Annotated in this window: 11 protein-coding genes and 1 other RNA gene; 3 read left to right on the forward strand and 9 right to left on the reverse strand. The window is 62.1% G+C overall.

What is annotated here, in order from left to right:
* The 3 genes from rnpB to pyrC form a co-directional block, all read right to left on the reverse strand.
* An RNA gene (rnpB, locus tag VL598_RS16430) (RNase P RNA component class A) lies at positions 1 to 273 on the reverse strand; the annotation flags it as partial.
* 38 nt (positions 274 to 311) lie between these two features.
* The gene (locus VL598_RS16435; protein WP_325327787.1) at positions 312 to 1136 is read right to left on the reverse strand and encodes a DUF3025 domain-containing protein; all 825 of its coding nucleotides are present in this window, start codon (positions 1134 to 1136) and stop codon (positions 312 to 314) included.
* A 24-nt stretch (positions 1137 to 1160) separates the two neighbouring features.
* Complete coding sequence (pyrC, locus tag VL598_RS16440; protein WP_325327788.1) at positions 1161 to 2249, reverse strand: dihydroorotase; 1089 nt, start codon at positions 2247 to 2249, stop codon at positions 1161 to 1163.
* 226 nt (positions 2250 to 2475) lie between these two features.
* Here pyrC and VL598_RS16445 point away from each other — a divergent pair, with 226 nt between their 5' ends.
* On the forward strand, positions 2476 to 3381 hold the full coding sequence (locus tag VL598_RS16445) for a class II glutamine amidotransferase (RefSeq protein WP_325327789.1): 906 nt from the start codon (positions 2476 to 2478) through the stop codon (positions 3379 to 3381).
* Positions 3382 to 3459: 78 nt separating this feature from the next.
* Here VL598_RS16445 and VL598_RS16450 read toward each other — a convergent pair whose 3' ends face one another.
* The 6 genes from VL598_RS16450 to VL598_RS16475 all read right to left on the reverse strand — a co-directional run bounded on the left by VL598_RS16450 (position 3460) and on the right by VL598_RS16475 (position 9275).
* On the reverse strand, positions 3460 to 4185 hold the full coding sequence (locus VL598_RS16450; protein ID WP_325327790.1) for an amino acid ABC transporter ATP-binding protein: 726 nt from the start codon (positions 4183 to 4185) through the stop codon (positions 3460 to 3462).
* On the reverse strand, positions 4182 to 4859 hold the full coding sequence (gene gltK, locus VL598_RS16455; protein ID WP_325327791.1) for a glutamate/aspartate ABC transporter permease GltK: 678 nt from the start codon (positions 4857 to 4859) through the stop codon (positions 4182 to 4184). The genes VL598_RS16450 and gltK overlap by 4 nt, the downstream gene beginning before the upstream one ends.
* On the reverse strand, positions 4859 to 5599 hold the full coding sequence (locus tag VL598_RS16460) for an amino acid ABC transporter permease (RefSeq protein WP_325327792.1): 741 nt from the start codon (positions 5597 to 5599) through the stop codon (positions 4859 to 4861). The genes gltK and VL598_RS16460 overlap by 1 nt, the downstream gene beginning before the upstream one ends.
* A 78-nt stretch (positions 5600 to 5677) precedes the next feature.
* Positions 5678 to 6580: a glutamate/aspartate ABC transporter substrate-binding protein gene (locus VL598_RS16465; RefSeq protein ID WP_325327793.1), complete on the reverse strand. Its 903-nt coding sequence runs from the start codon at positions 6578 to 6580 to the stop codon at positions 5678 to 5680.
* Positions 6581 to 6798: 218 nt separating this feature from the next.
* Positions 6799 to 8103: a Glu/Leu/Phe/Val dehydrogenase gene (locus tag VL598_RS16470; protein ID WP_325327794.1), complete on the reverse strand. Its 1305-nt coding sequence runs from the start codon at positions 8101 to 8103 to the stop codon at positions 6799 to 6801.
* 185 nt (positions 8104 to 8288) lie between these two features.
* A complete protein-coding gene (locus VL598_RS16475; RefSeq protein ID WP_325327795.1) occupies positions 8289 to 9275 on the reverse strand; it encodes a LysR family transcriptional regulator in 987 nt (328 codons plus the stop codon).
* A gap of 458 nt (positions 9276 to 9733) precedes the next feature.
* Between VL598_RS16475 and VL598_RS16480 the strand changes: the two genes are divergently transcribed.
* Together VL598_RS16480 and purB are read left to right on the forward strand one after the other, a co-directional pair.
* A complete protein-coding gene (locus tag VL598_RS16480; RefSeq protein ID WP_325327796.1) occupies positions 9734 to 11137 on the forward strand; it encodes an MFS transporter in 1404 nt (467 codons plus the stop codon).
* Positions 11138 to 11591: 454 nt separating this feature from the next.
* Entirely contained in the window at positions 11592 to 12980 is a 1389-nt protein-coding gene (purB, locus tag VL598_RS16485) for an adenylosuccinate lyase (protein WP_325327797.1), read from the forward strand.
* Positions 12981 to 12983 lie beyond the last annotated feature (3 nt).

Here is a 12983-nt window from a genome sequence, read left to right on the forward strand (position 1 = left end):
TGCCTGCCTATTTGGAATTGCTCCGGGTGGAGGTTACCGTGCCGGACTGCGTCGCCGCAGCCGCGGTGCGCTCTTACCGCACCGTTTCACCCTTACCTGATCCCGGTTTTCACCGGGCCATCGGCGGTTTGCTTTCTGTTGCCCTGTTCCGCGTGTCACCACGGATGGCCGTTAGCCATCACCCTGCCCTGTGGAGTCCGGACTTTCCTCGCCCTCTTGCCGCGAAAACCGAAATTTTCTCAGCGAAGAGGCCGCGGCTGCCTAGCCTGCTTTGCAACTTGGCAGTATACCAGCCCCTGAATACCAACCACTCAGCGCGCGTCGAGGCGCCGCCCACGGCGAAAAACGCGCTCGTCGCCATAGAAATCTGGGTCCGCATTGGCCGCCCACCAGCCCGGAATGCCAAGCACAGGCAATGGCGCGAACGCGCGGCTATCCAGCGATGCCTCGGCAACCGCCGCAGCAATGGTTTCATCGACCCACGCTGTTTGGCTCGCAGCCGTCCACTCGAAGTACTCAGGCGGCGCATCGACGATCCACGCGTGCCCCGTGCATCCCTTATACGGTTCGACGAGCTTTTCGAGCAGCGCATGCCCGAACAGCCGTACCTCGCATCGCCGGCCCCAGGCCGCGCGCTCGGTCACGAAAAGCCGCCGCCAGTCGAATTCGACGAGGGCACGGCGCATGGCCGCGTCCGAGGTCACGAAAAGCACGGCGTTTTCATCGAAGAGTGTCAGCGCGTCGCGAAGTGCGCCGCGCGAGCCGCTAATACCGTCACGCTCGATCACCGACGCTTGCCGGGCGTTGAGCGTCGCCTTCACACGTGGGTAGCGGAACCAGACGAGGGCGTTAAAAAAATCGTGCAGATTCTCGCGTGTCGGCACGCCCCCGGTCGCCGCGATATGCGCCTCATAAGCGGTGCCGACAGGCAGATCGTCCTGCGCAATAAACGTGAGCGGTGCACCTCGGCCCGTGGTGTAGCCGCTCGCATGCGCCTCGCGCTGTAGCTCGACAAGGTAATCCGCCGGCCGCTCATGCACGGTGCGCTGCCAACGCATTCCGCGCTCGGCGAACGCGGCGAACCACGGCGCCGACCAGTCAATTCGGCCAAGGCGTGTCCCGAATTCGTTCGTCATGACCGACGGTGCTCGAAGAGCCCCTCAAATCATTCGCCAGCCCATCTCCTCGCCGCCGCGCAACGGCACGACAACCGTGTCCCCCGCCTCGATCGTCGCGGGCAGCGTCCATGACTCGCGCACAAGCGTCACTTTGGAGGTGCTGCGCGGCAGACCGTAGAAATCTGCCCCGAAGAAGCTCGCGAAGCCCTCGAGCTTGTCGAGTGCGCCGGCCTGATCGAACGCTTGTGCATAGAGCTCCAGCGCATGCAGCGCCGTATAGCATCCGGCGCAGCCGCATGCGTGCTCCTTGAGGCCCTTCGGGTGGGGGGCGCTGTCCGTACCGAGGAAAAAGCGTGCGTCGCCCGAGGTCGCCGCCGCCACCAGCGCCAGGCGATGCGTTTCACGCTTGAGCACGGGCAGGCAGTAGTAATGAGGACGGATGCCGCCCTGGAAGATCGCGTTTCGGTTGTAGAGCAGATGATGCGCCGTAATCGTCGCACCGATGGCACCGGCAGGCGCCCCCGATTCACGCACGTAATCCACGGCATCCTTCGTCGTAATGTGCTCGAACACGATCTTGAGTGCTGGAAAATCCCGGCGCAGCGGCGTCATCACCTGGTCGATGAAGACTTTCTCGCGATCGAAGAGATCGATCGAAGGATCGGTCACTTCACCATGCATGAGCAACGGCATACCCGTTTCTTGCATGGCCTCGAGCGTCTTCGCGCATTTGAGCAGATCGGTGACGCCAGCGTCGGAGTTCGTCGTCGCGCCAGCCGGATAAAGCTTCACGCCGTGCACGAAGCCGCTCTCGCGGGCGCGCCGGATCTCGTCGGCCGAGGTGTTGTCGGTCAGGTAAAGCGTCATCAGCGGCTCGAACGACATACCCGCCGGCAGCGCCGAAAGAATCCGCTCGCGATAGGCGCGTGCCGCCTCGGTCGTGGTAACGGGCGGCTTCAGGTTCGGCATGATGATGGCACGGCCGAACTGACGCGCCGTGTGCGGCAGCACGGAAGCGAGCATGGCGCCGTCGCGCAAGTGCAGATGGCAGTCGTCGGGGCGGGAAAACGTCAGCGAAGACACAGCAGCGGCGCTGGGCGAGGCGCTTGAGGACGAGGTGGAAACGGTCATGGCGACGATCAGATGAGAGAGTACCGGCAGGCATGCCGCGCTACCAGGGATGGAGGCAGCGCAACCAACGCGCAGGGGCCGCAGCAGGATAGCCGTTGAAAAACCGCAACGGCGGCGATGAGTTCGCGCTGAATTCCTTTTTTCGGCCCGCGCCTCGGTATATGCTTCAAAAAAACATATTGTAGCGGGTTCGATCCAAGGCCCGCCCAGTTATACGACCAGTGTTATGTGCCAACTCCTCGGAATGAATTGCGCCGCGCCAACGGACGTCACCTTCTCGTTCACCGGCTTTGCGGCGCGAGGCGGCGAGACCGATCACCATGCCGACGGATGGGGCATCGCCTTCTTCGAAGACAAAGCGTGCCGGCTGTTCATCGATCATCAATCGTCGGCCAGCTCGCCGATCGCCGACATGGTCAAGCGCTATCCCATCAAGTCGAAAAACACGATCGCGCATATTCGCAAGGCAACGCAAGGCCACATCCTGCTTGAGAACTGCCACCCATTCATGCGTGAACTCTGGGGCCGGCACTGGATCTTTGCCCATAACGGCGACCTGAAGGATTATCGGCCTACCCTGTCCGGCGTTTGCCAACCCGTCGGCACGACCGATAGCGAACTCGCATTCTGCGCGATCATGCAGGGGCTGCGTCAGGCGTTCCCGTGTGCGCAGCCGCCGCTGCACGATCTGTTTACGACGTTGGCGGCGCTCACGCGCGAGATCACCGATTACGGCGTCTTCAATTTCCTGATGTCGAACGGTCAGGCGCTTTTCGCGCATTGCTCGACGCGTCTGCACTATCTCGTGCGGCGCTGGCCGTTCTCGACGGCACACCTCATCGACGCCGACATGTCGATCGATTTTGCGCAGTACACCACGCCCGAGGACCGGGTCGCCGTGATCGCCACTCAGCCGCTCACCGACGACGAAGTCTGGACCGCCTTCGAACCCGGCGATTTGCTGATGTTTCAGGATGGCGAGGTGGTCGCGCGCACCAACATCCCGGTACCCGCGCACGTGCTCGAAAAGGCACGCAACCCGAGTCTGGACGAAACGGCATCTGCACCTTCGCTCCCTCGGACAAGCGATTTCGCTGCCGAAGCGGATGACATGGCCGCGTACGAATCGTGACGAGTTCGTGATGAATGAGCGCGGCGCTCACCCCGAGCGCCCTGCGTTGCGTTTGCGCTCAGCTTGGGCTTTGCATCCTTAGTGCAGAATCTTGGCCAGGAAGTCTTTAGCGCGATCGGACTTGGGATTCGCGAAAAATGCATCCTTGCGATCATCCTCGACGATGAGGCCTCGGTCCATGAAGATGACCCGGTGCGCCACCTTCTTCGCAAAGCCCATTTCGTGCGTGACGACCATCATCGTCATCCCTTCCCGGGCCAGTTCGACCATCACATCGAGCACTTCGTTGATCATTTCTGGATCGAGTGCGGAAGTCGGCTCGTCGAACAGCATCGCGACGGGATCCATCGACAGCGCCCGTGCAATCGCCACGCGTTGCTGCTGCCCGCCTGAGAGCTGGCCTGGGTATTTGTCGGCATGTGCGCGCAGACCGACACGATCGAGCAGCTTCATTCCCTTGGTTGTCGCCTCCTCCTTCGAGCGCCCCAGCACTTTGATCTGCGCCAGTGCCAGATTGTCGGCAATCGACAGATGCGGAAACAGCTCGAAATGCTGGAACACCATCCCGACTTTCGCACGCAGCTTCGACAGGTTCGTGTTCTTATCCTTGAGCGACTGACCGTTGACGACGATATCGCCCTGTTGGAACGGCTCGAGGGCATTGACAGTCTTGATGAGCGTCGATTTGCCAGAACCCGACGGCCCGCAAACAACGACGACTTCGCCCTTCTGGACCTCCGTCGTGCAATCGGTGAGCACCTGAAACTGCCCATACCACTTCGATACGTTCTTGATGGAAATCATCTTGCGACCTTCTTTTGGAGTCCTCTGACGATGCCCGATGCAACTGTGCACACCACAAAATAACAGGCACCGGCAAACAGTACCATCTCGACCATCGTGCCGTCTCGATCGCCGACGTTGGTCGCCGTGCGGAAGAAGTCCGCGAGGCTGATCACGTAGACAAGCGAAGTATCCTGAAACAGCACGATGGCCTGCGTCAGCAGCAGCGGCACCATGGCGCGAAACGCCTGCGGCAGCACGATATGGCGCATCGCCTGCGAGTACCTCATACCGAGCGCGAACGCCGCGTTGACCTGGCCGCGTGGTACGGACTGAATCCCCGCGCGAATGATCTCCGAGTAGTACGCCGCTTCGAACAGGGAAAACGCGACCATCGCCGAGGCCAGGCGAATGTCGATGTTCGGCGAGAGCCCAAGCACGTTTTGCAGGAACTGCGGCACGATCAAATAAAACCACAGCAGCACCATCACGAGCGGGATCGAGCGGAAGACCGTGACGTAGCCCTGCGCGAACCAGGCGAGCGGCGCAACGCCAGACAAGCGCATTAATGCAAGCGCCGTTCCCCAGACGATGCCGATGACAATCGCAATCAGCGTGATCTGAAGCGTGACAACGGCGCCCGTCCCGAGCGCGGGCAATGCGCCCGCAATGCTGCTCCAATCGAACTGGTGCATCACTTGCCTCCAATGAAGCCTGGCACTCGCGACTTGCTCTCGACCCAGCGCATGAATCCCATGACAACCAAATTGATGATGACGTAGGCAACGGTCACCGCAATAAACGATTCGTAGGCTTGTGCGGTGTAGTCGACAAGCTGCCGCGCCTGCGCGGAAAGCTCGAGCAGACCAATCGTCGATGCAACCGCGGAGTTCTTGAAGACGTTGAGAAACTCGGAGGTGAGCGGCGGAACGATGATGCGGTAGGCGACGGGTAGCAGAACGTAGCGGTAGGTTTGCCATTGCGTAAGCCCCAGCGCGAGGCCGGCGGCGCGCTGACCGCGCGGCAGTGCCTCGATGCCGGAGCGCACTTGTTCGCACACGCGCGCGGCCGTGAAGAGGCCGAGGCAGAGAATTGACGACGCGAAGAACTGCACGCCGGGCGGCAACTGCTTGAACTGCGTGCCAATCGACACCGGCAGTAACTCCGGTACGACGAAGTACCAGATGAAGAACTGCACGATGAGCGGAATGTTACGGAAGATTGTCACATAGGCTGCGCCGATGCCGGACAGCAACCGAATCGGCGTCGTGCGCAGTACCCCGAAGAATGACCCAACGATCAGTGCAATGACCCAAGCGCACAGCGAGACGGATACCGTCACCCACATGCCCGAAAGCAGCCAGCCAAGATAGGTCGTGGGCTCGCCGGTCGAAACGGGCTGAAGCAGAATGCCCCAGTTCCAGTGATAGGACATATTCGATGCCTCCAACGAAAAGAACGGAAAAAGCGCAGCTTCTTCCGTTCCATTCAATGTTGTCGATGACGCACCCTGTTACACGGCTGACTCGATCGCCTTATCGTTCGGGTTCTGGAAGAGCGCCTTCATGTCCTCGCTCTCGGGAAACTTCAGGTTGAGCCCCCTCGGGGGAATCGGCGATTGGAACCACTTCTCATAAATCTTAGTGGCCTCTCCCGACTTCTCAACCTGGGCAATTGCGTCGTCAACGACCTTCTTAAATTCCGGGTCGCCTTTGCGCATCATGCAGCCGTAAGCCTCCTTCGATTGCGGCGTGCCGACGATGACGAATTCGTCCGGCGTTTTCGACTTCGCGCGCTCGCCTGCAAGCAGCGCGTCGTCCATCATGAACGCGACGGCCCGGCCCGTCTCCAGTGTATGAAACGACTCACCGTGATCCTTCGCGCTGATGATTGTCATCCCCATGTTCTTGTCTTGATTCATCTTGCGCAACAGACGCTCGGACGTCGTGCCAGCCGTCGTCACGACGGTTTTGCCCTTTAAGTCCGGAAAGTCTTTGATGCCCGAATCTTTCTTCGTCATGAGCCGCGTGCCGATAATGAAAATCGTGTCCGAAAATGCGACCTGCTGCTGACGCTCGGCGTTGTTCGTGGTCGACCCGCATTCGATATCGACCGTACCGTTCTGCACGAGCGGAATACGGTTTTGCGAGGTCACCGGAATATTCTTCACCTGCAGATTGGGCATGTTCAGCTTTTGCTTGACCGCTTCGACGACCTTCATCTGAAAGTCGCGCGAATAGCCGACGACCTGCTGCTTTTCGTCGTAATACGAGAATGGAATGGATGACTCGCGATGACCGAGCGCGATAACGCCCGTGTCCTTGACCTTCTTCAGCGTACCGCTATCTTGCGCAAACGCACTGCCCGCGACCGCGCACAGGGTGGCGATGACGAGCGTACTTTTCTTGAAGTTCATTGTCTCCCCTCCTAAGCCAAACCCACTCCGAGTTTAACGCAAAGCAAGTAATTTGAAAGATATGATCGCCCGGGGGCTCCTCGTCGGAAACGCAAACTCGCGCGCAGACGGACGACGCGCGCATGGCGCCCCTGGTCGCTCGGTGGCGTCGCCTCCCTAACGCCACACCGAGCGCCGCCGAACGCGACCGCCCTACTAGGCGGCCGCGCCCGCGCGTGTCATGGGTAAAGCCCGCGCATCTCTCTTGCCATCAGAATCCGCTTGCACGCGACGATGAACGCCGCCGTGCGCATCGACAGGTTGTTATCGCCGGCCACCTGCCAAACGGCACTAAAGGCTTCGCGCATCACGCGCTCAAGGCGCTGATTGATTTCGTCTTCCGTCCAGAAGAAACTCGAAAAATCCTGCACCCACTCGAAGTACGAAACCGTCACGCCGCCCGCATTCGCCACCACATCGGGCACAACGAGGACGCCGTTGTCGTGCAGGATGTCGTCGGCGGCCGTCGTCGTCGGGCCGTTCGCGCCTTCAACGATGATTTTCGTCTTGATCTTCGGCGCGTTGCGCTCGGTGATCTGGTTCTCAAGTGCGGCCGGAATCAGGATGTCGCTTTCGATCATCCAGAACTCGTCATTGCTGACGACGTCGGCACCTGCGAAGCCGCCCACACCACCTGTCTTCGCGACATGCTCGAGCAAAGCAGCGGTATCGATGCCGCTGGAGCGGCAGATCGCGCCTGTGTGATCCTGCACCGCAATCACCTTCGCGCCCGCGTCCTGAAAGAGCCGCGCGGCCACCCCGCCGACATTGCCGAAGCCTTGCACGACGACGCGCGCCCCCTCGATGGCGAGGCCCGTGCGGCGCGCCGCCTCGGTGCCCACGACGAACACGCCGCGCCCCGTCGCTTCGCGCCGGCCGAGCGAGCCGCCGAGCGAGATCGGCTTGCCCGTCACGACGCCCGTCGCCGTCTGGCCTTGGTTCATCGAATACGTGTCCATCATCCACGCCATGATCTGCTCGTTCGTGTTGACGTCCGGCGCGGGAATATCGGTGTTCGGGCCGATGATGATGCCGATCTCGCTCGTGTAGCGGCGCGTCACGCGCTCGAGCTCACCGCGTGAAAGCTTGCGCGGATCGATGCGGATGCCGCCCTTCGCGCCGCCGTACGGCACGTTCACGGCCGCGTTCTTCACCGACATCCACGCTGAGAGCGCCATCACCTCGGAAAGCGTGACGTCCTGGTGATAGCGCACGCCTCCTTTTCCAGGGCCGCGAGAGACATTGTGCTGCACACGATAGCCCTCGAAATGGGCCACCGTGCCGTTGTCGAGCTCGATCGGCACGTCGACGATAAGGATGCGCTTTGGCCGCTTCAGCGTCTCAATCCAGCGCGAAAGGGAACCGAGGTAAGGGGCGACGCGATCGACCTGGCGCAAATAGTTGCCCCACGGGCCGAGATCGTCAGCATGCAAATAGGAGGGAATCGAAGACACAGACGGCGCAAACGGCAGTGGCGAAGACATGGACACTCCGAAGGTCACGGGATGTGGCCATTGTGGAAAAAACAGGGGTCGAACGCCAATGCCGATTCATCATCGGATCATGCAAAAAAAACATAACCCGATCGACTAAGCCCGCGAGGCCTTGCCTTTGGAGGTTTCCTGCAGCGCCCTCGAAAGCACGAGCGAATACCCGGGCCTCAGGTGGCTCAGACGCCCGGCTCCTCCTGCGTCAACACCAACGCCTGTACACCGAGCTCGCGATCGGCCACCTCCCATAAGTGGCGCACGAGTTGTCGGCGGGAATCATCGCCACCGGCTGCAAGCTTGTCGCGGTAAAGGCGGATCTCCATGGTCAGCGTGTAGCGTCCGACCGCCGTTGCACCACGAGCGGGGCCATCGAGCCGGACAAGCTCACCCGCCGCGACCGCATCCTCCACAGCGCTGTGCGGTAAAAAGGCAACGCCGTGTCCGGCCAGCACCATCGCCTTGAGCGCCTCGGCCATGTCGGTTTCATAGACACGATCCAGATAAAGCCGCTCGGACGCGTTGGCGATGATGACTTCCGTCATGCGCCCGAGGTACGCGTTGGGCGTGTACGAGAGGTAAGGCACCGGGCAATCCGGCGTGCCGGGCAGGCGATGGCGCGCCCGGCCGGAGCGCAGCGGCGCGGAGAACGGGCTAATGGCCTCGATGCCGAGCGTCAGCGTGTCGTAGCGGGCAGGATCGAGCGCGACGGGGTGGCTCGGATGGTGATAGCCCATGACGAGGTCGCATCCCCCCTCGACGAGCGACAACACGGCGTCGTGGACGTTGAGCGCGCGCAGCCGCGCATGGACGGGACCCATGCGCGCCTCGATCCGCTGCAGCCACTTCGGAAAGTAGGTGAGCGATAGCGTGTGCGGCACAGCGAACTCGATCGTCGCCGACGGCGCGCCGAGATGGCCGCGCAGCAGCACCCGCGCCTCGTGCATCTGCGACAGCATCGCGAGCGCTTGCTCGTAGAAGACTTCGCCGGCTTTCGTCAAACGCGTCGGATAGACCGAACGGTCGATGAGCTCGGTGCCAAGCCACGCTTCGAGCGCCTGAATCCGCCGCGAGAAAGCGGGCTGGGTGACATGTCGCAATTCAGCCGACCGGCTGAAACTGCGTGTTTCCGCGAGCGAGACGAAGTCTTCCAGCCATTTGAGTTCCATGGGTCTCCTGGCAAAAAAGGCGGGCGGGCACAGGGCGCGAAAAGAACATCGTCTAAGGCAGCCGCCTGGACTGCACGCATTCTAGCCCGCCGGGCCTTCGCCGCGCAGGCCCGGCGGCCCCCGACGCACCATCGCCACGCGCAGGATGCACGCGCGAAGTGCTGGCCGGTGCATCAATGGTGCGTCGATGGTGCTCGCTCAGCCCGTGCGCCGAATGCGGCGTCCTCTGTCGCGTCGCCGTCACTGTGCACCCGGTGCCCCCCGTCGAGTCCGGCGCGGCGCGCGAGTCGACTTTCACCCGCCTGACGATGTCTTCTGAAAAGCGTCACTCGTTTGCCCTCAAAAGCATTGACTGCTCGGCAATGGCATAGCGCTTGCGTTTATTCACCGCTCGCGCTGCAGGCACAAGAACAAAGCGCGCTTCGCCTTCGAACCATGGGATTTGACGTGAGGATGTAATGAAGAACCTGCAGCAAGCGCTACGCAGCGGCAATTGGCGGTCGCTTCTCGCCTGTTTTCTCTATTTCGATACGGGCTTCACCGTCTGGGTCCTCTATGGGCCGCTCGCACCGTTCATCGGCAAAGATATCGCGATGACGCCGGCGCAGCAGGGCTTCCTCGTTGCCGTCCCCGTGTTGGCGGCAGCCATCTTGCGCGTAGCGCTCGGTAACGTCTATCAATCGGCCGACGGCCGTCGCGTTGCGCTCATCGGCGTGCTGCTGTCGGCGCTTCCGGCGATCGTCCTCCCGCTTTGGCCCACGGCGCCCTCGTACACGATGCTGCTCGTGCTTGGTGTATTCCTCGGCGTCGGCGGCGCGAGCTTCGCGGTGGCGCTGCCGATGGCCGGCAGCAGCTATCCGCCCCGAGTGCAGGGCCTTGTGCTCGGCCTCGCCGCGGCCGGCAACATCGGCGCCGTGCTCGACGGCTTCCTTTTTCCTCATGTTGCGACGGCGCTCGGCTGGCAAGTGGCCGTCGCCGGCGCCCTGCCGCTGCTCGCGATCTCAGGCCTCGCACTCTTCGCCTGGGCCGACGACCGCACCGAAAAGACCGGCAGCATGCCGCGCGCCGCAGCAGGCTTCGCCGCGACGCTCGTGGGTCTTGTGGTGCTCGTGCTCGCGGTCAAGAACGGCGTCTTCGGCACCGGTAAGACCGGTGTGCTCGTTTTGCCCGTGATCGGCGCTGCGCTCGCCATTGCGCTTTTGCCCGCCCGCTACCGCGCCGTGCTCGCCGAGCGCGACACCTGGGTCATGATGCTCATCTACAGCATTACATTTGGCGGATTCGTCGGCATGTCGTCGTATGTGACGTTGCTGCTGACGAGCCTCTATCAGATGCCCAAGCTGGATGCGGGCTTGTTCATGTCGATGCTCGCGTTCCTCGGCGCCATCGTTCGCCCGATGGGTGGCTATTTCGCTGACCGCGTGAGTGGCGTGCGCGCCCTCATGGTGGTGCTCGCCGCCATCTCGGTCGCGGACTTCGCGTTTGCCGCGTGGATGCCGCCGCTCGGTGGGGGCATCACACTCCTCGTTTGCCTTTACATCGCGTTCGGGCTCGGCAACGGTGCGACGTTCCAACTCGTGCCGCACCGCTGGAAGGGCAAGACGGGCCTGCTCTCAGGCGTTGTCGGCGCGGCGGGCGGCATCGGCGGGTTCTACCTGCCCGTCGTCATGGGGATTGCCAAGGAAAGCACGGGCAGCTACCAGATGGGATTCGCAACCTTCGGCACGCTGGCCGCTTGCGCCTTGTGCGCTCTCACCGCACTGCGCGCGCAGTGGCTCGTGTGGGCCGCACCCGGTGCCGCGACTGACTCCGAGGCGGCCATGCCCACCGCGACTATCGTCCAGACTGTGGCGGCCGAGTGACGCATAGCCCCGGAGGCGGTGAGGTGCTGCCTCGGGCGACGTGCCGTGCGCCGCTTGGCGGTGAATCGTTCGGGTGCAGACTTCGCGCTGAATTTCTGGATTTCGCGTGGGATTGTCTTCGGTCGCTCGCCCACGGATCAGCCATCGAACAGTCCAGGGATCTTAGCTAGCGTCCGGCGACAATCGGGTGCTCGCCTTCTGCTGTTTGCATAACGGCTGAACGCCTGCTCGCTGGACGAAGCGGATGTTCCGATGTCGGTGTTATCCACTATTTGTGTTGAAAGACCTGTGGATAACGTCTGGGGGATTGGCGCAAGTGACTGACGCGAAACGCTATTCTCCATTTGACTCGTCATCGGTCAGCAGAGTCGCCGACGTAGCGTTGCACCGGTGGTAAAATGCGCGGTTCCCTTCCGCTTATGACCGGGCGCATCGGTCGCCCGGCCGCCTCATCATGTCCGATACCCGCGCCGACACGCTTTTTACCCTAACCGCCCTCTCCCCGCTCGACGGCCGCTACGCAGCTAAAACCGAAGCCCTGCGCGACTGGCTTTCCGAAGCTGCGTTCATGCGCCATCGCGTGACTGTCGAAATTCACTGGCTCATCGCGCTCTCGCAAGCCGGCTTGGCTGAGGTCCCGCGCTTCTCGGCCGAGGCCGAACAATTCCTGCTCGGGCTCGTCGAGCGTTTTTCCGCGCACGATGCCGCGCGCATCAAGGACATCGAGCGTGTGACCAATCACGACGTCAAGGCCGTGGAGTACTGGCTGAAGGAGTCGGTCAAGGGTCAGCCGGAGCTTGAGCGCGCAAGCGAGTTCATCCACTTCGCGTGCACCTCCGAGGACATCAACAACACGTCGCACGGGCTTATGCTCGCAGGCGCACGCGAGCACGTGATTCTGCCGGCGCTTCGCGCGGTGCATACGCGTCTCGTCACGCTGGCGCACACGCACGCCGAACAGCCGATGCTCTCGCGCACGCATGGACAACCCGCCAGCCCAACAACGCTCGGCAAGGAGATTGCCAACGTCGCCGCACGCCTTCAGCGCGCCATCGAGCGCATCGCCGCCGTGCAAATCCTCGGCAAGATGAACGGCGCTGTCGGCAACTACAACGCGCACCTGTCAGCGTATCCCGAATTCGACTGGGAAGCGTTCTCGCGCGAGGTCGTCGAAAAGCGGCTCAAGCTCGCCTTCAATCCGTACACGATCCAGATCGAGCCGCACGACTACATGGCCGAACTGTTTGATGCCGTCGCGCGTGCCAATACGATCTTGCTCGACCTCGACCGCGACGTCTGGGGCTACATCTCGATCGGCTACTTCAAGCAGAAGACAAAGGCCGGCGAAATCGGCTCGTCGACGATGCCGCACAAGGTGAACCCGATCGACTTCGAGAACTCCGAAGGCAATCTCGGGCTCGCGAACGCAACGCTGCGTCACCTCGCCGACAAGCTGCCTGTCTCGCGCTGGCAGCGCGACCTCACTGACTCGACGGTGCTGCGCAACATGGGCGTCGCGCTCGGCTACTCGCTGCTCGCCTATGACGCGCTGATCCGCGGCCTCGACAAGCTGGAGCTCAATCCGCAGCGCCTGGACGAAGATCTCGACCAATGCTGGGAAGTGCTCGCGGAACCCGTACAAACCGTCATGCGGCGCTACGGCATCGAGAATCCGTACGAGCAGTTGAAGGAACTCACGCGCGGCAAAGGCATCACGCGTGAAGCGTTGCAGCAGTTTATCGGCACGTTGGCGATTCCTGAGGACGCGAAAGCGCGGTTGCTTGCGATGACGCCTGCTTCGTACACCGGCAAAGCCGTGGAACTTGCGAAGCGCATTGGCTGAACG

The sequence above is a fragment of the Trinickia sp. genome (assembly GCF_035492435.1).
Classification (GTDB): Bacteria; Pseudomonadota; Gammaproteobacteria; order Burkholderiales; family Burkholderiaceae; genus Trinickia.

Coding starts and splice junctions, on each gene's coding strand:
- VL598_RS16435 (WP_325327787.1), bottom strand. CDS start 1,136: ATGACGAACGAATTCGGGACACGCCTTGGCCGAATTGACTGGTCGGCG.
- pyrC (WP_325327788.1), bottom strand. CDS start 2,249: ATGACCGTTTCCACCTCGTCCTCAAGCGCCTCGCCCAGCGCCGCTGCT.
- VL598_RS16445 (WP_325327789.1), top strand. CDS start 2,476: ATGTGCCAACTCCTCGGAATGAATTGCGCCGCGCCAACGGACGTCACC.
- VL598_RS16450 (WP_325327790.1), bottom strand. CDS start 4,185: ATGATTTCCATCAAGAACGTATCGAAGTGGTATGGGCAGTTTCAGGTG.
- gltK (WP_325327791.1), bottom strand. CDS start 4,859: ATGCACCAGTTCGATTGGAGCAGCATTGCGGGCGCATTGCCCGCGCTC.
- VL598_RS16460 (WP_325327792.1), bottom strand. CDS start 5,599: ATGTCCTATCACTGGAACTGGGGCATTCTGCTTCAGCCCGTTTCGACC.
- VL598_RS16465 (WP_325327793.1), bottom strand. CDS start 6,580: ATGAACTTCAAGAAAAGTACGCTCGTCATCGCCACCCTGTGCGCGGTC.
- VL598_RS16470 (WP_325327794.1), bottom strand. CDS start 8,103: ATGTCTTCGCCACTGCCGTTTGCGCCGTCTGTGTCTTCGATTCCCTCC.
- VL598_RS16475 (WP_325327795.1), bottom strand. CDS start 9,275: ATGGAACTCAAATGGCTGGAAGACTTCGTCTCGCTCGCGGAAACACGC.
- VL598_RS16480 (WP_325327796.1), top strand. CDS start 9,734: ATGAAGAACCTGCAGCAAGCGCTACGCAGCGGCAATTGGCGGTCGCTT.
- purB (WP_325327797.1), top strand. CDS start 11,592: ATGTCCGATACCCGCGCCGACACGCTTTTTACCCTAACCGCCCTCTCC.